This window comes from Archangium violaceum Cb vi76, assembly GCF_000733295.1.
GTDB classification, from domain to species: domain Bacteria; phylum Myxococcota; class Myxococcia; order Myxococcales; family Myxococcaceae; genus Archangium; species Archangium violaceum.
In genome coordinates this window covers 184,326-206,893 of sequence record NZ_JPMI01000233.1, presented here as the reverse complement: position 1 = coordinate 206,893, position 22,568 = coordinate 184,326, and the positions used below count along the sequence as shown (strand labels likewise).

21 protein-coding genes are annotated in these 22,568 nt (G+C 68.1%); 10 read left to right on the top strand and 11 right to left on the bottom strand.

Annotated features, from left to right (window positions below; genetic code table 11):
• Positions 1 to 25: 25 nt before the first annotated feature.
• Entirely contained in the window at positions 26 to 847 is an 822-nt protein-coding gene (locus Q664_RS54190; RefSeq protein WP_052518947.1) for a peptidoglycan-binding protein, read from the top strand.
• On the opposite strand, the gene Q664_RS32525 is transcribed toward Q664_RS54190, so the two are convergent.
• Positions 844 to 1,635 (bottom strand): endonuclease/exonuclease/phosphatase family protein, encoded by a 792-nt coding sequence (locus Q664_RS32525; protein WP_043404282.1) that lies wholly within the window; start codon positions 1,633 to 1,635, stop codon positions 844 to 846. The two genes, Q664_RS54190 and Q664_RS32525, sit on opposite strands and share 4 nt — an antisense overlap.
• Before the next feature lie 182 nt (positions 1,636 to 1,817).
• On the opposite strand from Q664_RS32525, the gene Q664_RS32520 reads away from it, so the two are divergent.
• Positions 1,818 to 2,276: a hypothetical protein gene (locus tag Q664_RS32520; RefSeq protein ID WP_043404279.1), complete on the top strand. Its 459-nt coding sequence runs from the start codon at positions 1,818 to 1,820 to the stop codon at positions 2,274 to 2,276.
• Positions 2,277 to 2,560: 284 nt separating this feature from the next.
• On the opposite strand, the gene Q664_RS32515 is transcribed toward Q664_RS32520, so the two are convergent.
• On the bottom strand, positions 2,561 to 2,743 hold the full coding sequence (locus tag Q664_RS32515; RefSeq protein ID WP_043404276.1) for a hypothetical protein: 183 nt from the start codon (positions 2,741 to 2,743) through the stop codon (positions 2,561 to 2,563).
• Between the two features lie 87 nt (positions 2,744 to 2,830).
• Between Q664_RS32515 and Q664_RS32510 the strand changes: the two genes are divergently transcribed.
• Positions 2,831 to 3,709 carry a glycoside hydrolase family protein gene (locus tag Q664_RS32510; protein ID WP_043404273.1) on the top strand — a complete coding sequence of 293 codons (879 nt, stop codon included), beginning with the start codon at positions 2,831 to 2,833 and terminating at the stop codon, positions 3,707 to 3,709.
• A gap of 18 nt (positions 3,710 to 3,727) precedes the next feature.
• Here Q664_RS32510 and Q664_RS32505 read toward each other — a convergent pair whose 3' ends face one another.
• The 7 genes from Q664_RS32505 to Q664_RS32475 all read right to left on the bottom strand — a co-directional run bounded on the left by Q664_RS32505 (position 3,728) and on the right by Q664_RS32475 (position 13,340).
• The gene (locus tag Q664_RS32505) at positions 3,728 to 4,753 is read right to left on the bottom strand and encodes a ribonuclease T2 family protein (RefSeq protein ID WP_043404270.1); all 1,026 of its coding nucleotides are present in this window, start codon (positions 4,751 to 4,753) and stop codon (positions 3,728 to 3,730) included.
• Between the two features lie 163 nt (positions 4,754 to 4,916).
• Complete coding sequence (locus Q664_RS32500; protein ID WP_043404267.1) at positions 4,917 to 5,648, bottom strand: class I SAM-dependent methyltransferase; 732 nt, start codon at positions 5,646 to 5,648, stop codon at positions 4,917 to 4,919.
• 82 nt (positions 5,649 to 5,730) lie between these two features.
• The gene (locus Q664_RS32495) at positions 5,731 to 7,134 is read right to left on the bottom strand and encodes a heavy metal sensor histidine kinase (protein ID WP_052518946.1); all 1,404 of its coding nucleotides are present in this window, start codon (positions 7,132 to 7,134) and stop codon (positions 5,731 to 5,733) included.
• On the bottom strand, positions 7,131 to 7,817 hold the full coding sequence (locus Q664_RS32490) for a heavy metal response regulator transcription factor (protein WP_043404265.1): 687 nt from the start codon (positions 7,815 to 7,817) through the stop codon (positions 7,131 to 7,133). The genes Q664_RS32495 and Q664_RS32490 overlap by 4 nt, the downstream gene beginning before the upstream one ends.
• Positions 7,814 to 9,202, bottom strand: coding sequence for an efflux transporter outer membrane subunit (locus Q664_RS32485; protein ID WP_052518945.1), 1,389 nt, complete (start codon positions 9,200 to 9,202; stop codon positions 7,814 to 7,816). Before Q664_RS32485 ends, Q664_RS32490 begins: the two co-directional genes overlap by 4 nt.
• On the bottom strand, positions 9,202 to 12,321 hold the full coding sequence (locus tag Q664_RS32480; RefSeq protein ID WP_043404262.1) for a multidrug efflux RND transporter permease subunit: 3,120 nt from the start codon (positions 12,319 to 12,321) through the stop codon (positions 9,202 to 9,204). The genes Q664_RS32485 and Q664_RS32480 overlap by 1 nt, the downstream gene beginning before the upstream one ends.
• Positions 12,321 to 13,340, bottom strand: a complete 1,020-nt coding sequence (locus tag Q664_RS32475) for an efflux RND transporter periplasmic adaptor subunit (RefSeq protein ID WP_235216962.1) — start codon at positions 13,338 to 13,340, stop codon at positions 12,321 to 12,323. The genes Q664_RS32480 and Q664_RS32475 overlap by 1 nt, the downstream gene beginning before the upstream one ends.
• A 431-nt stretch (positions 13,341 to 13,771) precedes the next feature.
• On the opposite strand from Q664_RS32475, the gene Q664_RS61395 reads away from it, so the two are divergent.
• Positions 13,772 to 13,921, top strand: coding sequence for a hypothetical protein (locus Q664_RS61395; RefSeq protein WP_235216961.1), 150 nt, complete (start codon positions 13,772 to 13,774; stop codon positions 13,919 to 13,921).
• A gap of 10 nt (positions 13,922 to 13,931) precedes the next feature.
• Complete coding sequence (locus Q664_RS61390) at positions 13,932 to 14,153, top strand: hypothetical protein (RefSeq protein ID WP_043404255.1); 222 nt, start codon at positions 13,932 to 13,934, stop codon at positions 14,151 to 14,153.
• A 192-nt stretch (positions 14,154 to 14,345) separates the two neighbouring features.
• Here Q664_RS61390 and Q664_RS32465 read toward each other — a convergent pair whose 3' ends face one another.
• Together Q664_RS32465 and Q664_RS32460 are read right to left on the bottom strand one after the other, a co-directional pair.
• Positions 14,346 to 15,065, bottom strand: coding sequence for a hypothetical protein (locus tag Q664_RS32465; RefSeq protein ID WP_152622461.1), 720 nt, complete (start codon positions 15,063 to 15,065; stop codon positions 14,346 to 14,348).
• Between the two features lie 29 nt (positions 15,066 to 15,094).
• Positions 15,095 to 15,661 carry a hypothetical protein gene (locus tag Q664_RS32460; RefSeq protein WP_043404249.1) on the bottom strand — a complete coding sequence of 189 codons (567 nt, stop codon included), beginning with the start codon at positions 15,659 to 15,661 and terminating at the stop codon, positions 15,095 to 15,097.
• Between the two features lie 147 nt (positions 15,662 to 15,808).
• Between Q664_RS32460 and Q664_RS32455 the strand changes: the two genes are divergently transcribed.
• The 5 genes from Q664_RS32455 (at position 15,809) to Q664_RS32435 (ending at position 22,533) form a co-directional block, all read left to right on the top strand.
• Positions 15,809 to 17,416, top strand: a complete 1,608-nt coding sequence (locus tag Q664_RS32455; RefSeq protein WP_043404246.1) for a hypothetical protein — start codon at positions 15,809 to 15,811, stop codon at positions 17,414 to 17,416.
• 279 nt (positions 17,417 to 17,695) lie between these two features.
• The gene (locus Q664_RS32450; protein ID WP_043404243.1) at positions 17,696 to 18,370 is read left to right on the top strand and encodes a DUF5819 family protein; all 675 of its coding nucleotides are present in this window, start codon (positions 17,696 to 17,698) and stop codon (positions 18,368 to 18,370) included.
• Positions 18,367 to 19,407 (top strand): HTTM domain-containing protein, encoded by a 1,041-nt coding sequence (locus Q664_RS32445; RefSeq protein ID WP_052518944.1) that lies wholly within the window; start codon positions 18,367 to 18,369, stop codon positions 19,405 to 19,407. Before Q664_RS32450 ends, Q664_RS32445 begins: the two co-directional genes overlap by 4 nt.
• Before the next feature lie 101 nt (positions 19,408 to 19,508).
• A complete protein-coding gene (locus Q664_RS32440; protein WP_043404240.1) occupies positions 19,509 to 19,778 on the top strand; it encodes a hypothetical protein in 270 nt (89 codons plus the stop codon).
• 82 nt (positions 19,779 to 19,860) lie between these two features.
• Complete coding sequence (locus tag Q664_RS32435) at positions 19,861 to 22,533, top strand: carboxypeptidase regulatory-like domain-containing protein (protein ID WP_160174550.1); 2,673 nt, start codon at positions 19,861 to 19,863, stop codon at positions 22,531 to 22,533.
• Positions 22,534 to 22,568: the final 35 nt, after the last annotated feature.

Here is a 22,568-nt window from a genome sequence, read left to right as displayed (position 1 = left end):
CTTGAGACAGAGGGAGGTTCCCGCGATGCCAACTCCGACCGAGATCGATACGTCGTTCCTTCAGCTCACATCCCTGGGTCTGCCCACCGTGCTGCACAAGGGCTCGCGTGGCCCATTGGTCATCGAGCTGCAACGCAGGCTGATGGCCGCCGGCTTCGACCCCGGCCCCACGGACGGCTTCTTCGGTGCGCAGACGGAGGACGCGGTGCTGTCCTTCCAGCGGGACAAGGGAATGAACGCGGACGGTATCGTGGACTCCGGCACCTGGCGTGAGCTCGGAGTCGAATTCCAGCATCCGGAGCGGGAAGAGCCCCAGGGACCGGGTCTCTCCGTGGAGCAGTTGCGCACCGTCATGCCCAACTGCTCGGAGATGCAGGCCACCGAGCTGCTGCCGCACCTCAACGTGGCGATGCACGGGGCGGACATCACGACGCCCCAGCGTCAGGCCGCATTCCTCGCCGAGCTGGCCTTCGTGACGGGCCAGCTCAACATGCTCGAGGAGCCGGATTCAGGCGAGCAGTACGAAGGCCGTGAAGACCTGGGCAACGTGCGGCCCGGGGACGGCCCTCGCTACAAGGGCCGAGGCCCCCTGCTGCTGACCGGACGGGCCAACTACCGCGCCGCCGGCAAGGCGCTGGGCATCGACCTGGAGAACAACCCCGAGCTCGCCGTGAACCCCGAGGTGGGTTTCCGCGTGGCGGCCTGGTTCTGGACCAGCCGTGATCTCAACCAGGTGGCGGACCAGGGAGACTTCGAGGAGGTCACCCGCCGCTTCATCGGGCGCGACACCGTGCTGCCCAGGCACAGGGTCTTCTACCGGCGTGCGTTGTCCATGCTCGCTCATTAGTCGCTGGCGCGCAGCAGACTCGCGGCGATTGGCAGATGATCGGAGGGCTCGTTCTCCGACGGCATCGGCGTCCGGTCGTCCAGCTCCGGCAGCCGGTCCGGCCGCGCCCGCAGCGCGCGCGAGTGGAAGAGGAAGTCGATCGCCTTGGCACGCTCGTTCGCGTTGCAGGTCGGCTGGTGCCGCCCCTCGTAGGCATCGAGCAGCCCGGCCGCCACGAACGCTCGGACCAGCGGGTCCCCGGGCTGCGCGTTGAAGTCACCGCACACCACCCACAGGGCCTCCGGGTCCCGCTGGACCAGCTCCTCGAGCAGCTCCGCCGCCTCCTGCATCCCCTGGTGCTGCTCCACGGGCCTGTCCGGCCGGTCCCAGCGCAGGTGCGTACACGCCACACGCAGCCGGCCCCCTCCAACGTCGAAGTCCACCACCAACGCCAGGTGCCCGGATACGCGCCCGTCCTCCAGCCGGTCCCTGAAGTAGTGGGCCCGGTGACCCAGGCAACGTTCCAGGCGATGGAACACCGCGCAGCCGTCGGGCCGGCCCTGCTGCTTCAGGGACAGCACGCCCACGTACCCGTGTGGCTCCAGCGCGCTCTGGAGCGCGGAGAAGCTGTCGGGCTCCACCTCCTGCAGGCAGACGATGTCCGCGTCCAGCCCCAGGATCCGGCGGGCCAGCGCCTCCTGGCGCCTCCTCGGCTCGAAGATGTCCGCGGGCGTGTGCGGGAACCACTCGGGCTTGACGTAGGCGTCCGCCAGGATGTTGTACGAGGCAACTCGCAGCTCCACCGTCATGGGCGAAGTATAGGCGGACTGGAGGCACGGTTGAGAGGACCCATCGAGCGTCAGTTAGCGCACGCGGTGTCTCCGGTACTGTCGAGCCTCCGACTTCCCGGGCACACGCCGCACGGCACCTGCCTTGTGACCCCAGCGCTCCGCTCTCAGCCTCGTCACCTCACCCTGGGAGGAAGACATCCATGCGCAACGGTTGGGCAGCGGCGGCCATCGGCTTCGTGGTGTTCAGCGCAACGGCGGCGACCGCGGACGACGATGAGTCCGTGCTCCACTGCGAGCGATTCGTCGCTGGCGGCCTGGTGGCGGAGGTGCACAGCTATCCAGCGTTCATCGCGGTCGACACGTACATCTTCAACGACAGCGAGACGCGGACGCTCACGGTCACGTCGATCCATGACTGGCCGCGCAATGCGGAGCCGAGCTCCGTGAGCATCAACGTCGGTCCGGGCACCAGCATCGGCGGGACCAGCTTCTTCACGCTGGAGAGTTATGAGCAGTGCGCGAGCCTCGCGGACCGCGAAGAGCGCGCCCAGACGGGTAAGCCCATCCGCCTCAAGACCTTCGCCAAGGTCCTCACCTCCACCGGTGAGAAGGCGAAGTGCGTCGCGCGCGTCGTCTGCAACCCGCCTCAGACACCGTGAGGCCCGTGCGGCTTCGCCAAGCCAGGAGGAGTAAGTCCTGTCAGGGGGGAGGTCCCGGCCGCGATGGGGAGCAACTGGTCCGACTGTCGGACCAGTTGGCACGCCGCGCGACCGGAGGGCGCCCCGCGCTTTCATTTCAACAGCACCCCTGAAAGAACCTACTTCCGCTGGCTTAGAGCGCGGCCAGGAGAGCGTTACGTGTCGCGATGCGCGCCGGGACGAGGAACTCGCGGGTGACGACCCTCCCCCCCGCCCTCTCCCAGAGGGGGAGGGCGCATGCGTGGTCAGCGCTGCGTCCGCGCGAGGGCATCCGCGGCCTCGAGCTCCTCGCGGAATCGCGCCCGCTCCTCCTCGGAGAGCGGAATCCGCTGTAGCTCCTCCCGCGCACTCCGGGCGCGTGTCTCGTCCCCGAGCGCGACGGCCAGCTCGGCCCGGGCAGCCAGAGCCCGCGCGCGCTCAAGGGGCAAGCCCGGCTCATCTCCCGCGTCAAATGTGGTTTTGACTGTGCGGGGAGAAGAGCCCGGGCATGATGAACGGCTCGGAGGTGGAAACGCATGAAACGACTGGTCGCGCCGTCCTGCTGCATCACGCTGCTCCTGCTGCTGAGCTGTGACCCGGCGGCCAGGCCCGGACCGGGCACCCAGACGCCCACTGCCACCAAGAGCGCCAAACGGGGGATTGCCTACGACCTCGCCACGCCAGAGGACCTCGCGGCCCTCTCGCCGGGGGTGAGCTGGTGGTACAACTGGAGCCCTCGCCCCCATCGGGACGTGCCCACGGACTACCGGTCCCGTTACGGCATGGACTTCCTCCCCATGCTGTGGAACGGGAACTTCGACAGCGCGAGCATCGAGTCCTTCCTGAAGGCCCACCCGGACATCCAGTACCTGCTGCTCCTCAACGAGCCCAACCTCACGGACCAGGCCAACATGTCGCCCCAGGACGCGGCGCGGCTATGGCCCCGGTACGAGAGCGTCGCCGCGAACACTGGCGTCAAGCTGGTCGGTCCCGGGATGAACTGGGGAACCTACCCGGGCTACTCGGATCCGGTCGTCTGGCTCGATGCGTTCTACGCGGCCTACCGCGCGGCCAATGGCCACCGGGAACCGCGCATCGACTACCTCGCGTTCCACTGGTACGACTACGGGCTCGCGGGCCAGTTGGACCGGCTGAAGAAGTATGGCAAGCAGTTCTGGGTCACCGAATTCGCCAACTGCCACAGCCAGCGAGATGGCGCGCAGATCGACTCGGTCGCCAAACAGAAGGCCCAGATGACGGAAATGGTGGCCGTCTGCGAGAACCGTGACGACGTGTTCCGTTACGCCTGGTTCACGGGCCGGTGGACGAATGATCCATGCTTCGCGAGCCTGCTGGGCGCCCAGGGCTCCCTGACGGAGCTGGGCGCCCACTACCTCTCCCTGCCCTTCCGCTGAGTGGCCCTTGCTGGTCCCTCAATCCCTTCCCGAGCGCTCGATGATGATGGTGTCGGTGTTGCATTTGCTCGTTTTCGGGCCTATCCGAGGCGCGCCCTGCACCATCTTGGCGATGTCCGGGCCGGGAACGATGTCCCGCGGCAGGCTCAGCCGGATCTCCTGCAGGAACCGCCCACCCGCGCACAGCAATTGAATCCTCTGCTCCACCTCGGGGCCAAGCTCGCGCCGCACAGTGGCGAAGAAGTCGTTCACGCTCATCCCCTTGCCGATGTTGGACCGGATGAGCTCACCGATCACGGAACGATCGACCAGCTCGGTCAGCTGCTTGATGGTGAGGAAGTACTCATCGTCCTGTTTGGCCTGGCAGGTGCCGTGCTTGTCCCATTCATGGGTGGCGAAATCCGTCTCGAACATGAGGTTCGGCATCCACGGCGACACCTCCGCCACGGTGTCCTCGGAGAGCGCGAGCGCGCTCCCCCGGCAGCTTCCGTAGCGGGTTCCACAGGCCCGCTTGTTGGGCCACAGACCATGAATCGTGAGGTGCGAGATGGAGATATCACCGCTCTCGAGGGCCTCGCACTCCGGTTTCATTCCGTGGAACTGGGCGTGTTCGCAGAAGCCGGGCTGCCAGCTCAGGGCGAGCACGTTGCTGTCGTACGTATTGGCGGTGTTGCACTCGGCCCGCCCACCGGGTGTCACCCCGGGCTGCGGCGTGACACCGGGCTCGGATGGAGCGGGCTCCCCCGGGATGAGCTGGGCCACGCCGCATTCCTTGGACACCCACCGGCTCGAATCCTTCACGTCCGGGACGTTGATGCGTATCCAGTCCCAGTCCTTCTCGTTGAGCTCCTCGATGGCATAGGTCTGTCCCGGCTCCAGCCGGACGAAGCCGGGATTGGTTCCCTTCTTGAAGGACTTGAAGGCCTCGCAGGAGCGCACGGCATCGAAGGTTCCGGCCGCCCGCACGGAAGCGAGCGCATTCGCCGAGACCGACATGACCAGCAGGGCGAGGATTCGGCGAGGGACGGGATGCCTGGTTGTCATGTGAAGACCCTCCACGACGAGACACCCGTCAAGGTGGCTTCGGCGGGAGTGTGTCAACAATACCCTCGCGGTACTCCCATCGTGCGCTGGAGAGGACAATGGCATCCGCCACCAGGGCAATCACCTCGCCCTGGAGGGTGGGCCCTGCTCGCGTCCCCGGCTCTCAGCCCGCGGCTCCGGGCTCGAAGCGCGCGAGGAAGACCTTGAACTGCAGTGAGATGAAGATCGGCCGCGGCTCCACCAGTCCGGTCCGGGCCAACATCGCGAACAGGGCGGCGTCGGACTCGATGGGCAGCACCTCCGCGAGACGCTGGCGCCGATACTCCAGCTGCTCCTGGGACACTCCATACGCGCGCAGCCGCCGCAGCTCCACGTTCGTCAGCACGGGGTCCCCGCCAACGCGGCAGCCCACGACGAGGGGCGCCCCGGGCTTGAGCCGCCGGGTCACCTCCCGCAGCAACTCGAGCCGGGCCTCCTCCCCTTCCACATGGTGCAGCACCCCCATCATCTGCGCACCGTCGAACGGGGCACCGGGCGGCAGGGTGCGCAGCTCGCCCACGTGCAGCTGCGTGCGAGAGAGCAGCCCCTCGGCCTCCAGGCGCTTGCGGGCGACGTCGAGCATGGCGTCGGAGGGATCCACGCCCGTGAAGCGCCAGCCCGGCACGCCGAAGCGGGTGTAGGGCACCAACTCCGCGCCCGTGCCCACTCCCACGAAGAGCAGTGACGCCGTCTCCTGGCCGTCGAGCTGTGCGGTCAACGCGCTGACGCCGAGCTCGTACATCGCCTGGGCACCCGCGAGGTTGACGGATGCCTGGGCGTCGTAGTGGGCGGCGCGGTCAGCACCAAAGCCCGGCACGATGGGGTGGACGGAATGGGTGTGGTGTTCGTGAGCCATGACGTGTCCTCTGGGAGCCCGCGGGAGACGGGCGCGCCATCAGAAGATGCGTCGGGACCCCGATGAATGGGAGAGCGGGGATTCAGGCTGGATCGGCGGAAATTCCGGTCCCCCCCATGGCCGCTGGGACGTCCGAGAGGGTGAAGCCCACCGTGTTGCAACCATTCGTGCTCTTCGCGAAGACGCTCCCGCCATGCATCTTGGCCACGGCCTTCACGATCGACAGGCCAAGGCCGTGGTTGCTCCGGCTGTTCCGGCGCGCCCCGTCGACCCGGTAGAAACGATCGAACAGCCGCTCGAGGTGTTGCTCCGGAATCGGCGTCCCCACGTTCGTGACAGCGATGTGCACCTGGGACTCCCGCTGCGCGATGGCCACGACGATCTCCGCGCCACGCTCGGAGTGCTCGATGGCATTGACGAGCAGATTGCTGGCGGCTCGCCGGAACAGGGAGCGCTCGAAAGACGTCCGGGCATCTCCTTCCACCCGCACCGAGACGCCCGCTTCCTCGAGCAGGAGCTCGAGGAACTCGACGGTCTTCGAGACCTCCTCCGCGGCCGAGGTGTCCACCCGGCCGAGCGCCGTCTCTCCTTGATCCGCCCGGGCGAGGAAGAGCATGTCGTTGACGATCTCCCGCAGGCGGTCGAGCTCCTCGAGATTCGATTGCAGGACCTCCTGGAGCTCGGGCGCGGTCCGCTCCTTGGCCAGCGCCACCTGCGTCTGGCCGATGAGGTTCGCCAGCGGCGTCCGGAGCTCATGGGCCACGTCGGCATTGAAGCCCTCGAGCTGAGCGTACGCACGCTCCACCCTGTCCAACGCACCGTTGAACGAGGAGACCAGGTCGGCGAGCTCACGCGGCAGGGGCGAGAGCCGCAGCCGCTGCGACAGGTCTCTCGGGCTGAGGGACTGGGCCTCCTGGGACAAGCTGCTCAGCGGCGCGAGCCCGACCTTGGCGATGCGATGGCCGAGGATCGCGACGACGGCGACTCCCGCCAGACAGAGCACGACGAGCGCCCCGGCGAAGGCGTTCAAGGTGTCGCGGAACCTCGTCGAATCCACCGCCGAGATGATCTGGACCTCCGGGCGCTCGCCATTGGGCGGGAAGGTGCGCGCGGTCGCCAGCATCGAACGACCCTCCAGCTCGAGTACGAACGTCCCGTCCGTACGGTTGCGCAGCCGTTCGCGCAGCTCCGCGGGCACTTCGCCGTACTCGAACCGCGGGTCGGGGCCAATGACCCAGAACAACGCGCTCCCGTCGAGCGGCGTGAGCGCGTCGAGCTTGGCGCGCAGACCCGCCCACTTCTCGGCGCTGTCGTTCCGGGTGCACATCATGCCCACGTAGTCGAGCCGGGTGTTCACCTCGCTGAGCTGGTGACGGTCGAACTCGCGGTGGAGCACGTACTGCAATGAGAAGCCGAGCAACGAGAAGACCCCGAGCGAGGCCCACGCGAACATCACCGCCAGCCGCCTGGCGATCGAGGCCGTCATGGTGCCTCCTCCTCGTCGCGCACCTCGAGCACGTACCCCATGCCACGGATGGTGTGGAGGAGCTTGCGCTCATGGGGCCCGTCCACCTTCGCCCTCAGGCGCTTGATGGCGACCTCCACGACGTTCGTGTTGCTGTCGAAGTTCATGTCCCACACCTGCTCGGCGATCACCGTCTTCGACAGGATCTGCCCCTCGCGCCGGGCGAGCAAGGCGAGCAGGGCGAACTCCTTCGCGGTCAGGTCGAGCCGGCTCCCGGTGCGGTAGGCCTTCCGGCTGAGCAGATCGATCTCCAGGTCCCCAATCCTGAGCTGGGTCGGCTCCTGCGAGCGGCCGCGCCGGGTCACCGCCTGCAAGCGGGCAACGAGCTCCAGAAAGGAGAACGGCTTGACGAGGTAGTCATCCGCCCCCTCGCGGAGCCCATGGACCCGGTCGTCCACCCGGTCTCGCGCGGTGAGCATGAGGACGGGCGTCTGCTTGCGCGTCCGGATGGCCCGGAGCACGGCGAAGCCATCCATCTCCGGGAGCATCACGTCGAGGACGATCACGTCATAGTCGTGATGCAGGGCCAGGGCATACCCATCCGGCCCGGTCCGCGCCACGTCGACCGTGTACCCCTGCTCGTTGAGGCCCCGATGCAGGTACTCGGCCGTCTTCACCTCGTCCTCGACGATGAGGAGCTTCATGCCTCCTCCTGGAGCGGAGGCATGAGTCCCATGGTCTGGTAGAGGCGCACGAGCCGGAGCGACACGTCCGCGGTGGCCTGGGCATCCTGGAGCTCGAGGGCATAGAGGGTGCGCTCGGCGTCGAGGACCTCCAGCAGCGACAGGGTCCCCTCCGCGTATTGCCGGCGCGCGAGCGCGGCGGCCCGGCGAGCCGACTCGGTGGCGGCGGCGAGCTCGTTCCGCCGGCTCTCCCCCTGGGTATAGAGGATGAGCGCCGTCTGGACCTCCTGGAGTCCCGTGCGCGCCGTCAGCTCATAGCTCAAGTAAGCCTGCTCCTGTCTCGCGTCCGCGGCGTCGATCATGGCGCGAATGCGTCCAAAGTCGAGCAGAGGCGCGAGGAGGCCCGCGCCGAGCGACCAGAGCAGAGAGCCGCCCGACAGGAAGGCCGCCGCCTCGGTCCCACTCTGGAGCCCCAGCACGCTTCCGAGCGTGAGCCGGGGATAACGGAGGGCCTCCGCCGCCCCCCGACGGGCCACGGCGGCGAGCAGCCTTTCCTCGGCCGCCCGGACGTCGGGCCGCAGGCCGATGACCTCCGTCGGCGTGAGGAGTACGCCCATCGCGCTCGCCCGCGGGAGGGGACCGGTCTCGGGGAGCACCGCTCCGAGCTCGGCCGGAGTCGTGGCCAGAAGCAGGACGAGGCGTTGGCGGGAGGACCCGGCGAGCTCCGCGAGCTGGGCGACCCGGGCCCGCGTCTCGCCCCGGGTGGTGAGGGTGCGCTCGACATCGAGACGGCTGGCGACGCCCTGCTCGAACCGGGCCCGGGCGATCCGAAGCGTCTCCTCCGCGGCCTTCGCGTTGGCCTCGGCGATGGTGTGCTGGGTGCGGTAGAGGCGGTACTCCAGGTAGGAGCGTGCCACCTCGGCGGCCAGCGTGAGCCGCACGCCGTCACGCTCGGCCCTCGTCGCCGCCTGGTCCGCCTCCGCGGCGCGGGACTCCTGGCGCAGACGCCCGAAGACGTCGACCTCCCAGCTCGCCTCGACGCCGAGCGTGGCGATGGGCCGTGCCATGTTGGTCCCCAGCAGCCGCCCCTGGTTGAGCCCCGCGTTGCCGTTGAGCTGTGGGAGGAGCGCGGCCTGGGAGCCCTCACGCAGCGCCCGCGCCTCGCGGATTCGTGCATCGGCGAGGCGAAGCTCCAGGTTCCGGCGCTCGGCCAGGACAATCAACTCATCGAGCACCGGATCCCCGAACGACCGCCACCACGCCGCGTCGATGGACGCGCTTCGGGCCGTGGCGGGAGCATCCTCCCACCCCGTCTGAAGCTCCGAGGGACGCAGCCTCGGCGGGCCCGCGCTCACACAACCCGTGACGGCGAGGAGTACGGCCATGAATCCCGCGGACCGGCGCATCACGTCACCTCCAGTGCCCGCGGCTTGGGCTGCTCCGAGGTGGACGGACCTCGCAGACGGCCGAAGAGGCGCTCGAGCGCCAGGTACACCACGGGGGTCGAGTAGAGCGTCAGCACCTGGCTGACGAGCAGGCCGCCCACGATGGCGATCCCCAGGGGCTGCCGGAGCTCGGCGCCCGTACCGAACCCCATCATGAGCGGAATGCCACCCAGGAGCGCCGCGAGCGTCGTCATCATGATGGGCCGGAAACGGACGAGACAGGCCTCGTGAACCGCCTCTCGCGGCGACAGCCCGCGCGCCCGCTGGGCCTCCAGCGCGAAGTCCACCATGAGGATGCCGTTCTTCTTCACGATGCCGATGAGCAGCACGATGCCGATCAGCGCCATCACCGAGAAGTCGTGTCCCATCACCCAGAGGAGCAGGATGGCGCCGAGCCCCGCCGAGGGGAGGGTCGACAGGATGGTCAGGGGGTGCACGAAGCTTTCGTAGAGGACGCCCAGGATGATGTAGACCGCGAGGAGCGCGGCGAGGATCAGCATCGGCTGGCTCGCCAGGGACTCCTGGAAGCCGCGCGCGGTCCCCTGGAAGTTGCGAGAGATCGTCGCCGGCATCCCGATGTCGGCCTCGGCCTGCTCGATGGCCGTCACCGCATCCCCGAGCGCCGCACCCGGCGCCAGGTTGAAGGAGATGTTCACGGCCGGGAACATGCCATCGTGGTTGATGGACAGGGGCCCCGTCGTCAGGGGCTCGAGCTTCGCCACCGCGGAGAGCGGAACCACCTCCCCCGTCCGGGGTGAGCGGATGTGGAGCCAGGCGAGGCTCAGCGGGGTGCCTCGCTGCCACTTGTCGAGCTCGAGGATCACCCGGTACTGGTTGACCTCCGTTTGATACTCGTTGATCTGCCGCTGCCCGAAGGCGTCATAGAGCGTCTGGTCGATGTCCCGGGCGCTGATGCCGAAGCGGGCCGCGGCCGCACGGTCGATCGTCAGGCGCGTCACGCTGGCACCGAGTTGCAGGTCATTCGAGACATCGCGGAGTCGTGGAGATTGGGCGAGCTTCGCCGTGAGCTTCTCCGCCCACTCGGACAGCAGGGTGCCGTCACTGCTCTTCAGCGCATACGCGTACTGCGCGCGAGAGGGACCGCCACCGAGGTTGATGTCCTGCGCCGCGCGGAGGTAGAGCATGATGCCGGGCACCTGGGCGAGCTTCGGCCGCAACCGGTCGATGAACGCGGAGACCGACACGTCACGGTCGGAGCGATCCTTGAGGACGATCCAGAAGCGGCCGCTGGAAGTGCTCTGACTGCCACCCGTGGCACCCACGGCATGCGCGAACTCCTGCACCGCCGGATCCTCCGAGACGATGTCGGCGAGCGCGGCGTGTTTGGCGATCATGTCCTCGTAGGGGATGTCCTGCGCCGCCTGGGTGGTCCCCAGGACGAAGGCCGTGTCCTGCACCGGGAAGAACCCCTTGGGCACATACACGTAGCTCGCGACGGCGGCGGCCACCGCCAGGCCAAAGCCGAGCAGGGTGAGCCGCTGGTGCTCCAGCGCCCACTTCAAGGTCCGGTCATACGCGGCGATGAGGCGCTGCGCGAACCCGTCGTGCGAGTCGCCCGAGCCGTGAGCCATGGGCTTCATGAACCGCGACGCGAGCATCGGCGCGAGCGTCAGCGACGAGACCGCCGACAGAAGGATGGCCGCCGTCATCGTCATCGCGAACTCGTTGAACAGACGCCCGACCACTCCGCCCATGAACAGCAGCGGGATGAAGGCCGCGATGAGCGAGAAGCTGATCGACATGACCGTGAAGCCAATCTCCCAGGAGCCGAGAAGGGCTGCCTCGTACCGGTCCTTTCCCATCTCGAGATGACGGTGGATGTTCTCCACCACGACGATCGCATCGTCCACGACGAAGCCCACGGCGATGACGAGCGCCACCAGCGTGAGGTTGTTCAGGCTGAACCCGAGCACGTACATCGCGGCACAGGTCGAGACCAGCGCCACCAGGAGCACCGCGCCGACAATGAGCGTGGCCGACACCTGCCGGAGGAAGAGCCCCATGATCAGGACCACCAGGGCGATCGTGATGACGAGCGTGAGCTGGACCTCGTGCAGCGAGGAGCGGATCGTCCGCGTGCGATCGTTGAGGATGTCGATCTCCACGCTCGCGGGGAGCTGCGCCCGGAGCCGGGGAAGGGCCTCGCGGATCCGCTCCGCGGTCTCGACGATGTTCGCCCCGGGCTGGCGGCGGATGATGAAGTTGATCCCCGGCTTGCCATTCTGCCAGGCCTGGACGTAGTCGTTCTCCGCGCCCGTGCTCACGCGCGCCACGTCACGCAGGTGGACCGGCGCCCCGTCCCGGTAGGCGACGATGAGGTCGTCATAGTCCTCGGGACGGAAGAGCTGATCGTTCGTCGCGAGCGTCGAGACGCGGGCCTCTCCGAAGAGCGCGCCCTTGGCCTGATTGACGCTCGCCGCCTGCACCGCCGCCCGGATATCGGCGAGCGTCAGTCCCTGGGACGCCAGCCGCTCGGGCGACGCCTGGATGCGCAGGGCGGGACGCCGCTGGCCGCTCATGCTGATCTCCGCGACACCGGAGATCTGACTGAGCTGCCGCGCGAGCTGCGTCTCCGCGAGGTCACTGAGCTCGGTGAGCGGCATCAGCTCCGACTGAACGCGCAGGACGAAGATGGGGCTGTCGTTCGGGTTGACCTTCCGCCAGGTGGGCAGGCTCGGCATCTCCGACGGGAGCCGGCCGGAGGCGGTGTTGATCGCGGCCTGCACCTCCTGGGCCGCGGTGTCGATGCTCTTCTCGAGGTCGAACTGCAAGGTGAGCACGGTCGTGCCGAGAGCGCTCGTCGACGTCATCTCCGTGATTCCGGGAATGGCGCTGAGCTGGACCTCCAGGGGCGTCGCCACGGCGGAGGCCATGGTCTCGGCACTCGCTCCGGGCAGGCCCGCGTTGATCTGGATTGTCGGGAGCTCCGCCTCGGGAAGGGGGGCAACCGGAAGACGTGGGTAGGCGAAAAGCCCGAGGAGGACGACGCCCGCCGTGAGCAGGGTGGTGGCGACCGGATGGACCACGAACCAACTGGAGATGCCGCGCTTGGAATCCATCACCGCTCCCCTCCTTTCGACGCCAGGCCAGCGGGTGGAGCGACCTTCACCGTGCTCCCGGCCTTGAGTCGTGACTGCCCATCGCTGACCACCGTGTCGCCCGGCGCCACCCCGGACGTCACGACCGCGAGCTCATCGTCCGCATAGCCCACGGTGACGGGAACGACGGTGGCCTTCGCCTCATCGACACGAAACACGAACGCGCCCTGAAGTCCCCGCTGGACGGCACGTGCCGAGACGACGGTCGCGCCCTGGCTCTCGCCGAGGCTGAGCTCGACGGTGACGAACTGGCCCGGCCAGAGCTTGCCCTCGGCATTCGGAAACTCCGCCTTGAGGGAGATGGTGCCCGTCGTGGGATTGATCTGGTTGTCGATCATCAGCAGGCGCCCCTCCGCCAGCGCCTCCCCTCCGGCGCGATTGAACGCGGTCACGGGAGTGCCGGCCGGAGCACGGAGCAGGGGCTGGAGCCGCGGAAGCTCGTCCTGCGGCAGGGAGAAGATGACCGCGATGGGATTCATCTGGGTGACCGTGACGAGCCCCTGCGCATCGGACGCGCGGACGACGTTGCCGGGGTCGACGCGGCGCAGCCCGACCCTCCCGGTGACCGGCGCGGTGATGCGCGTGTACGACAGACGCACCTGGGCCGCGGCGATGGTCGCCTCATTGGCGCGGACGGTCGCCTCGAGCTGCTCGACCTGGGCCTTTTGTTGATCGACCGTCTGGCGCGCGATCGCTTCATCACGGACGAGGTTGCCATAGCGCTCGAGGTCGAGCCTGGCCGCTTGGAGTTGCGCCTCGTTGCGAGCCTTCTCGGCACGCGCCTGGGCGATTTCGGCGGCGATGGTCCGGTCATCGATGCGGGCGAGCAGGTCCCCCTCGTTGACGTGCTGCCCTTCCTGGAAGTTGACCCTGGTGAGGAGCCCATCCACCTGCGTGCGGACCACCACGCTGTGCAGTGACTGGACGGTGCCGATCCCCCGGATGAGGTGGGGAATGTCTCGGCGGGAAGCCTGCTCCACCACCACGGGGACCGCTGGTGGCCCCGATGCGGCGCCTGGCTTCGAGGCGCGACCGAGCCACCACCGGCCCGCGGCGATGCAGAGTATGACGACGACGAGGAGAGCGCTCTTGCGGGCCCATGGACCTCGGGACCGTTGTTCGTTCGGAACCATGCGCCCATATCTCTAGAGAATCGGGCGGGCACCAAGATGACGCGAAGATGACAAGAATGTCAGTTAGGGGCGCTGGAGGGTTCGCTTTGGAGGAGGGCACGCATGTCAGTCCTCGTCTGTACGGTGCGCTTCCCCTTATGGACACCGCGCTCTAGCGAACCACCCCCTCCAGTCCAGCGGCCCGAAGAGTTCCCAACAAAACCTCTTCGGACCCCGCGCCCGAGTCGCTCACCCCCGCCCAGCAGGCCGGCCGCGACTTCTACTTCGGCAGCCGCCGCGTGGACGGCCTCGCGATCGGCTCGGACAACGGCTTCAACTGCAATGGCTGCCACACCATCGACGCCTCGCAGGGCTTCTATGGCACCGACGGCAAATCGAGCTTCGAGGGAATCAGCCAGATCATAGGTCCTCGGCGGCTCCACCCATGAGGCCGACCTGGTGGCGAAGCCGGTCGTGGGCGGCAAGCCCAAGGGCTTCCTCTACGACCGCACCGCCGGGACGTGGAAGCCCGACGACGGCACCGCGAACATCACCACCACGGCTCTCCGCGCGCTGGCAACCAAGGCGGGCCAGGAGGTGACCTTCACCGCGGTTCCGCCGGGCTCGGGCACGCGCATCGCGCTCGACCGCAACCTGGACGGCAAGCTCGACGGCCAGTAGCAGACGAGAACAGCGTGCTCCCCCGCCCCTCTCATGCCCCGCCTCCGGACCTCCCGGAGGCGGGCGCCGTTGCCTGGGTTCAACCATCGCCCGAGGCAGTGGCGCCAACTCCCGCCTCGCGCATCCAAGTCACGTCACGCCGCGTCTTGTCCACTCCGTGAAAGCGTTCACCGCCTCGGGGAGGAACGTGCGTCAGAAATCCTTCCGAGCCCGGGCCAGGGTGAACTCCTCATGCGTGGGGGCGACAGGGCCTGTCTTCTCCACCAGCCACGCGGGTGCGCCTTCCGGCAGGTAGAAATCCTCCTCGAAGGGCGACAGCCCCAGGTGATGCAAGTACTCCTCGAGCATGTCGAAGGTGAACCGGTCCCTCACCCGGCGCGCCTGGTACTGCTCCACCTTCTCGAAGGAGAAAGGCTCGCCGCACTGGTCGAAGACCCAGCGGCCCCCGTCATTGGAGGCGCTCACCGCGCGCACGGTATTGATCCAGGCCGTCTGGTGCGGGCCGTACACCTCGAGCATGACAGCACCATAGCGACCCCCTTGGGTCTTGCGGAGGGTGTGGGGCACCGCGACCACACGCAAGCCACGGCAGCCCAGCGTCCGGGCCATGACGGCCATGGCGCTCGCGGCATCGGTTCCCCCCCGCGCGTTGTCGACGTACCCCGTCCAGGCGCCGCGCGTCGGCATGAAGAGGTACCGCCGCGGCTCCGGACTGGTCAGGGGCAACAGGGCGCTCAGAGCCTGCTCCAAGGTGCCCGCGACCGGTTGTACCTGCACGGCGATGCCACGGCTCCCCCCCAGCCCTGCCTGCCACGCAGTAAAGGCGCGGGCGGCGTGCTCCGCATCGGTTTCCAGAAACCCCAGCTCCGACGTGACGGGAGCCCAGCGATCATCCAGGAGCAATCCCTTCATGTCTCCGGTCATCAGGTCAGCCTCGCTCCTCAGGGCACGATCAGCAGGATGATCTCCGCGTTCGGGTCGTTGGAGGTGGCTCGCGACTGGTGGGCGGGGCCACGGCCCGAAACGGGTGTGTCGTATTCGACATGATAGCGGCGGCCGTTATAGTCGAACTGAAGGTCCGGTCGATTGACTCCCACGCGCTGGCGGTTTTCCACCATGAGTTGCTGCTGATTCACCCGGATGTTCGTGGCGCCCAGGTTCTGCAGGTACTGCACGTCCGCCTGAACCTGCGCGTTCTGGCTCGGGCTATTGGCGACATAGACCCCAGCACCCCTGAACTCCGCCTCGATGATGCCGAAGAGCAGCCTGGCCTGCTCACCCCCTGACTCCGTGTCCTCAGCGAGAGAGAGCGAGTAGACGCGCTCCAGGTGCTTGGGGCGGCGCACCAGCAGGACGTCGGCGTGGGGTCTCAACTGGCCGTCCTCGAGATACAGCGCGAAGGCGAACGGAGGAGGCTCCTCCTCCAACGGTGGAAGGAGCACATCTTCGTGACAGGCGGTGGCCAGGGAGACCAACACCAGGGCCAGCAGGGGGGCATGCAAGCGCATAGGCGTTCAAGCTCCCATTCGCGCCCGGACAGAGGAAGGACGCGGGACGAAGGCCGTCGTCACCATCACCATTTGAGTCAGGGTTCCCGTTCTGACACGCTCATTCATGCGCGCGTGGAGTCCTCACTGCCGCCTGGGAGTACTGACGTGAAGCCGTGGCCATTCGTCGTCGTTCTGGTGGGCCTCGTTCTGGGAGGCACCGTTTACATCCTGGTCCGCGAGCCCGAGTCCGGAGCGTCCACGCGGTCCGGCAGGGAGCTGCCGCGCCTCCCTCTCGATCGGGTCGCGGCACCCTTGCCGCCGCGCTTCGCCGGTCCACTGCCCTCGCGGGTGGAGGGCTTCCACCACGAGTTGGAGCAGGGCCCCCCGCTCTCCTATGTGCGAGCCCGCTTGCTGGAGGGTGATCAGGAGATGGGGACGAAGTTCCTCTCCGCGCTCCGTCAGGCGGCAGCTTCGGCGCGGAGCCTCGATGAGCTCTGGGGGACTCATGGGGTGGTCCTGGGACTCGGTGACCACGGCGATGACAAGCCTCCGGACGACATGAACTTTCTCAAAGGGCTCCACGACGAGGGCGTGCCGTGCGCGTGGCTGAGGGAGCGGTTGGCCGACACCGCCAGGGAGCCCCCTCTTCTCACCGAGCTGCTCTGGCGCAAGCTGGTGCGCTGCCCGGGGAGCGAGACAACAGCGCTCTTCGCCCGAGAGGACGCCCCCATCACGTGGGTGCTCGCCCACCACAGCCTCTTCGACTCCCCCCGGTTCACCCCCGCCCTCGAGAGCGCTGTCCGCCGCATCTTGAATCAGAGCCGGGAGGAGCTGTTCGTTACCGCCATGTATCGGCTCTCACGCAAGCAGGAGCCCGTGGCCCAAGGGCTCCGCGAGGAGCTGTGGCGCCGGGCCAGCGGTGAGATACGAGCGGAGTGGGAGCGGCGGGAGGCCATGAGAGACGAGTTCGCGCGGCAGTGGGAGGAGGAGCAAGCGTGGAAGTGCCCGCCCATCCCCAACCCACCCGGGAGAGTCGATGCGCTGACAGTCGGGCGATGCCTGGAGAAGTGGGTCGCGAGCAGCTGGACGGCGACCGCTCGCTTCGCCATGTCCGCCTCCAGGTCTCCCGAGCTTCAGGGTGCCTCCGAGCCCCTCGCCACGGTCAGGAACTTTTCTTCGCTCGCGGAGATGAAGGCCTGGGCGCGCGAGTGGAAGCTGGTGCCCGCGGCAACACCCACGATGGAAGACGAGCCGCGAAGCCTCTCCTTGAGCTCCATCATGCGTCAGGCTCAGCGAGCCTTTGTCATCAACCTCGAGACAAGGGACTTTCCCCGCCGGCATGACGAGTTGCTGGTGACGCTGGCCTGGAAGGTGCGCCCAGCGCTGGCCGGGGTGGTGTTTGAACAACTCCCTCCGAAAACCCTCCCGGCCGATTTCTTCCAGCCGCCCTCGAGCGACGAGTACACGCTGAGGGCCTACGCTGACGGACAGCGCTTCTCGGTCAAGGCTCGCAACTCGCACTCGCTCGAGGACATTGGCGCGGTGGTCGGGCTGCTCAATCAGGTGCTCGAATCCAGGGGGGGCCCTCATCGCTTCGCGGTGCTGGACTCGCAGGTCTCCGAGGTCCAGGTCGTGTTCGGACCAGAGGCAGCCCTACGGGAGGCGGATGCCCGAGGGTTGTGGCGCCTGGGGGATGGGAGAGAGGTGCTCGTTCAAGCAGAGGCGCGGATAGAGAAGAACCTCCGGCGCCTCCTCGGCGAGGTCCCCTTCTGAGCCACGGCGGCTCCTACTCCTCCCCTCGGCTGGGCCCTGCCGGAGCTCGGAGGCATGTCGCACCAGACGGTGATGAAACACCATCCGGCCTCGGAAACAGGACTCCGAAGCTTGCCTGGCAACACCTGTTGCGCTTGAAGCAACAACAATCGGACCCCATTTCCAACATCACGGGGGGTGATTGCTCAGTGTGTCAAACCGTGCTAATCGAATAATCGTCATCTGGCTGTTTTCGTGGCCTCCAAGATGACGGTTCTTTCCTTGGGTACGAGGAAATTCATGACACTGCCGGAGAAGGTGATGCGCGTGCTGCCCGCCGCGCTGATCGCAGTCCTGGCGGTGCACTTCGCCATGACAATGGCATACCTGACGCCGCTCAACCCGGTGAAGCTGCGGCTGATGCCAGTGGTGGAGGGGTACATCCGCCCGTTCTTCGAGCAGCGCTGGACGCTGTTCGCGCCGAATGTGGATGCCCTGACGCGCTACGTGCTGGTGTCCTGCCGGGGTGAGGACGCGCAGGGGGTGGTGCAGGAGCAGCCCTGGGTGAACATCACCCTGCCGCTGCACGAGCTCAAGCAGCGTTACCGGCTGACGCCAGCGGACCGGTTGGATCGAGCCCAGACGGTGGGCATCAGCCAGCTCACACCCGACGATGACGAGGTGACGAAGAAGCTCCTGTCGAAGCCCGCGGACACGGAGCAGTACCGGCAGGCCGTGGCGCAGGTGGAGCGGCAGCGTGAGCACACGAAGCGGTTGGGCTCCCGCGTGCTGGGCCGTGTGGCCTCCGCGGCCTGTGCCAACCTCTACCCGTCGCTGCGCATGAAACAGGTCCGCGTCCGCATGGCCACCATCAAGGCGCCGCCCTTCTCCCAGCGCATGGAGAGCGAGGCCACCGGAGACACGAACTACACGGAGCTGCCCTGGCAGCCCTATGAGGAGGTGAAGGAGCCATGAGCACCTCCGCTTCCCCGTCCGCGCCGCCGGGGATCGCCGCCGCGTGGAATGAGCTCATCGCGCGGATGTCCCAGCCCCGCTTCCTGATCGGCGCCAGCCTGTTCCGCATCCTCGCGGGCTCGGCCATCCTCATCGAGTACCTCATCAACTACGCGCACCGGCGCTACCTCTTCGGGCCCAACGGGCTGTGGCCCTATGAGGTGTTCGCCGCGGACATGGCCCGCTCGGCCAACTTCTCGCTCTACTCCTGGAGCCGCTCGCCCGTGTACTTCGAGGTGATCTTCCACCTCGGAATCCTCGTGGCGGCCCTGTGGCTGGTGGGCTGGCGCACCCGCTTCCTCACCCCGCTCAACTACGTCTTCCTCTGGTCGCTGCACCAGCGCTTCCCCGGAATCTGGGATGGGGGAGACAACATCATCCACCTCGTCCTCGTGTACGCGACGTTCGCGGATGTCAGCGCGTACTTCTCCATGGATGCGAGCCGGCGCCAGGCCCGGCCGGAGGCGCCCGGACCGTGGGCCCCCGTGAGCGCCATGTTCCACAACACGGCGATGCTCGCCATCGCCATGCAGATCAGCCTCGTCTATGGGCTGGCGGGCCTCTACAAGGTGCAGGGCCCGGTGTGGCAGGAAGGCACCGCCCTCTACTACGCCTTCCGTGGCGGCCAGTTCGTCTGGCCGGGCGTCACCGAGTGGATCTACCGCGACGCCTTCGTGGTGACGGCCCTGTCGTACGGCACCGTGGCGTTCCAGGTGGCCTTCCCCTTCCTGCTCTTCCTCAACCGCTACACCCGCATGGTGGCCGTGGTGTTGGGCTTCACCTTCCACCTGGGCATCGCGCTGTTCCTCGGCCTCATCACCTTCTCGCTCTTCATGACGTCCGTGGACCTGGCGCTCATGGGTGACGAGGAGTACCGCGCGATCGGCCGCTGGCTCGAGCGGCTGCGTCAGCGTTTCCAGACCCGGCAGCAGCCCTCCATGTCCCTCGAAGCGGGAGTGGAGACGGGGTCGTCATCAGGCTCGCCTCCTCCGGGATGAACCCGGAGGGGAGAAGCTGGCGGAGGGCCCGGCATGCCGGGCAGGCCGTCAGGGCAGTAGCAGTCCCCACCCCCGGAGTAGTGCTTCAAGGAGTCACGTCCATGAAGAAGTTCCTCACCCGTCTGTCGCTGCTCGGTCTCTTCGCTGGTCTCGCCGCCACGTCCTTCGCGGTGCCTGCCTCCGCCGCCGCCACCGACCGGACCGCCGCCTACGAAGGCCCGACCACCAACGTCGCTGACTCGGAGATCGTCATCATCATCATCGAGACTCCGGACGAGGTGTACTACGTGGAGTACTACGAGTACGGCCTGGCCGCGCCCACCACCAGCGCTTCCTCGGGCGCCCTGACGGACGCCGCGTTCGACCGGTAATCTGCTGATTTCCGAAGGGGGGCCACGGAACAGGACTCCGTGTGCCCCCCTTTCTTTTCTCCGCTCGCGTGATGACATGCCCATGAAGCGTCTTGGTCTGGTGGTGCTCGGACTGGTGGTGCTGGGAGCAATCCTGCTGACACTGAGGGGGCTGAACGCTCCGGCGGGGGATGAACCGGCCGACGGGAAGAGCGCATCGCCCGAACGCAAGAGCCGGGTCATGGTTCGCTCCCAGAATGTCGCGTCTCGTGGACTGGGGCTCTCCGAGGCCAACACGCTCCCCATCGTCCCAGACAAGGATCCCGAGGGCTCCCTGCGGCTGCAGGTCCTGGTGTTGGATCCCCAGGAGCTGCCGGTCGCGGACGCCACCGTGCTGCTGGATTCGAATCCGGTGCGCTCGGCGCACACGGAGAAGGACGGCACCTTCACCTTCACCGGGCTCACCCCCCGCGCCTACCAGCTCGAGGCCCGGCACGGCTCCCTTCAGGCCGGCCCCCTCTCGCTCTGGCTGAGCGAGCGGAGCGAGCCCCTCGTCCTCCACCTGCGGCCCGCGGCGTCCCTCGAGGTCGAGGTCGTGGAGGCGGGCTCGCGGCGCGCGGTGCCAGGCGCCATCGTGGAAGCACGCACCCAGCAGCCCCGCTCGGCGACCACGGATGGGTCGGGCCGCGCGCTCCTGCAGGCGCTCCCGACGGGCCGGCTGGTGCTCAAGGTCTCGGCGCGGGGCTTCTCGCCCGTGTGGCAGCAGCTCTCCGTGGGCCAGGCCTCTTCCGTGCCCCAGCGGGTGACGGTGGCGGTCCGCTCCGGAGCCGCCGTCTCCGGGACGGTGGTGGATGCGAGCGGCGCCCCCGTGTCCGGGGTCACCGTCACGCCCGTCCCCTCCACGCAGAGCCTCCAGACGCTCACCGATGCGCGCTGGGATGGAACCGTGACGGACGCCTCCGGCCGCTGGCGCTTCGAGCAGCTCACGGCCGGGAGCTACCGCTTCGAGGCCTCCAGCCCTCAACGCGCGACGGGCTCCTCGGCCCCCGTGACGCTGGAGGAAGATCGCGAGACGAGTGGAATCACCATCACGCTGCCCGAGCCCACCCGGCTCATGGGGCAGGTCCTCGACGACCGGGGCGAGCCCGTCCCCCATGCGCTGGTGCGGGTGGCGCTCGATGAGGGCATGAGCCGGACGCTGGCGCGGCAGGTCACCTGCGACCAGCGGGGCGAGTTCGTCATGGAAGGTCTGCCCCAACGGCGCCTGGCACTGCTGGCCCTTCACGAGCAGGCGAGCTCCACCACCCGGTACGTGGATCTCTCCCAGGAGCCGGTCCGGCAGGAGAAGGTGCTGCTGGTGCTCAACGCGACGGAGGTGCTTCGCGGCCACGTGGAGTTCTCCAACGGCCAGCCCGCCGGAGAGGCCGTGGTGCAGGCGGAGCTGAGCTCCGCACGGGCGCGAGGCCGCGTGGAGCAGACGCTGCGTGGGCAGCTCGTCACCCAGGCGGATCCCGCCGGGCGCTTCGAGCTGCGAGGGCTCCAGCCCGGCACCTATCTGCTGCGGGCCGCGCCTCCGGGCACGCCGCCGCAGCGGACACTGGCCTGGCTGGTGCCCCCCGTGCAGGCCGAGACGGGAGGCCGGGAGGCGGTGCTGCGCATCAACCTGGGAGGGGCCATCCGGGGACAGGTACGCCGGGACGACAACTCGGTCCCGGAGAGCTTCTCGGTGGTGCTGCGCGGCTCCGGCTCCATTCCGTACGGCGGCGGCGATGGGCGATTCCTGCTGCAAGGCGTGCCCGAGGGCTCCCACACGCTCTACATCACGGGGCCCGGTTTCATCACCAAGGCCGTGCAGGATGTCCAGGTCCAGGAGGGGAAGGAGACGGACGTGGGCGTGGTGGTGCTCCAGGCCGGGCGCCGGCTCCAGGGCCAGGTCCTGAGAGCGAATGGAACACCGGTGGCGGATGCGATGGTCTCCATCTCCCAGGCCCTGAAGGGCTCGGGCGTGGTGGTCGGAACCGCGGCGGAGCTGGACTACGGCCTGCAACAAGCGAGGACGGGAGCCGATGGCCGCTTCACCTTCGCGGGGTTGCCCATCACGCCCCTGCAGCTCATGGGCGAGCACCCCCAGGAGGGGCGCTCGGAGTTCGTCCAGATTCCCGCGGGCGTGGCGGCGCTGGAGAGGAATCTGCGGCTCGCGGCGACGGGACAGTTGGAGGGCACGGTGCTCAGCGGGGGACAGCCCATGAGCGGCGCGCTCGTGATGGTCACCAATCCCTCGGCACCCGCCGGAGGCACCACGGGCACCACGGGCACGGACGGCCGGTTCCGCTTCGACAACCTCGCGCCGGGCACCTACATGGTGCTGGCCGTGGCGGACTCGGCGGGCAGTCAGCAGGTGCAGCGCACCACCACCACCCTCCAGGCCCAGCAGGTGGCGCGCGTGGAGCTGGAGTTCCCACAAGGAGATGTGACGGTGTTCGTCCGGGCCCAGCCCGCGGAGGGAGCCAGCGCCACCTCGGCCCGCGTCCTCCTGATGGCCAAGGCCCAGCCGGGGACCACCGCCCCGCCCGCCCAGGTCCAGGTGCTCACTCCCGTGGAACCCGCCCGCTTCACCGCCGTCATCCCAGGTGACTACAACCTCTGTGTATCGCCCATGACGGAAGTGCCCCCCACGGATGGTGGCACGACGGCGCCTCGCTCCAAGTGCAACCCCTTCACCGTCTCCCAGCAGCCCTCGCTGCAGGAGGTGATGGTCGCGATGCCGCACCTCTGAGGGTACCCGTGGTGCGACCACGGTGACAGGCACGA

Bases quoted from the DNA above. Each gene is read 5' to 3' on its own strand.
- Q664_RS54190 (WP_052518947.1), top strand. From the start codon at position 26: ATGCCAACTCCGACCGAGATCGATACGTCGTTCCTTCAGCTCACATCC.
- Q664_RS32480 (WP_043404262.1), bottom strand. From the start codon at position 12,321: ATGGATTCCAAGCGCGGCATCTCCAGTTGGTTCGTGGTCCATCCGGTC.
- Q664_RS32500 (WP_043404267.1), bottom strand. From the start codon at position 5,648: ATGGCTCACGAACACCACACCCATTCCGTCCACCCCATCGTGCCGGGC.
- Q664_RS32435 (WP_160174550.1), top strand. From the start codon at position 19,861: ATGAAGCGTCTTGGTCTGGTGGTGCTCGGACTGGTGGTGCTGGGAGCA.
- Q664_RS32495 (WP_052518946.1), bottom strand. From the start codon at position 7,134: ATGACGGCCTCGATCGCCAGGCGGCTGGCGGTGATGTTCGCGTGGGCC.
- Q664_RS32510 (WP_043404273.1), top strand. From the start codon at position 2,831: ATGAAACGACTGGTCGCGCCGTCCTGCTGCATCACGCTGCTCCTGCTG.
- Q664_RS32485 (WP_052518945.1), bottom strand. From the start codon at position 9,202: ATGCGCCGGTCCGCGGGATTCATGGCCGTACTCCTCGCCGTCACGGGT.
- Q664_RS32450 (WP_043404243.1), top strand. From the start codon at position 17,696: ATGACACTGCCGGAGAAGGTGATGCGCGTGCTGCCCGCCGCGCTGATC.
- Q664_RS32520 (WP_043404279.1), top strand. From the start codon at position 1,818: ATGCGCAACGGTTGGGCAGCGGCGGCCATCGGCTTCGTGGTGTTCAGC.
- Q664_RS32465 (WP_152622461.1), bottom strand. From the start codon at position 15,065: ATGAAGGGATTGCTCCTGGATGATCGCTGGGCTCCCGTCACGTCGGAG.
- Q664_RS32505 (WP_043404270.1), bottom strand. From the start codon at position 4,753: ATGACAACCAGGCATCCCGTCCCTCGCCGAATCCTCGCCCTGCTGGTC.
- Q664_RS32460 (WP_043404249.1), bottom strand. From the start codon at position 15,661: ATGCGCTTGCATGCCCCCCTGCTGGCCCTGGTGTTGGTCTCCCTGGCC.
- Q664_RS32525 (WP_043404282.1), bottom strand. From the start codon at position 1,635: ATGACGGTGGAGCTGCGAGTTGCCTCGTACAACATCCTGGCGGACGCC.
- Q664_RS32490 (WP_043404265.1), bottom strand. From the start codon at position 7,817: ATGAAGCTCCTCATCGTCGAGGACGAGGTGAAGACGGCCGAGTACCTG.
- Q664_RS32440 (WP_043404240.1), top strand. From the start codon at position 19,509: ATGAAGAAGTTCCTCACCCGTCTGTCGCTGCTCGGTCTCTTCGCTGGT.
- Q664_RS32445 (WP_052518944.1), top strand. From the start codon at position 18,367: ATGAGCACCTCCGCTTCCCCGTCCGCGCCGCCGGGGATCGCCGCCGCG.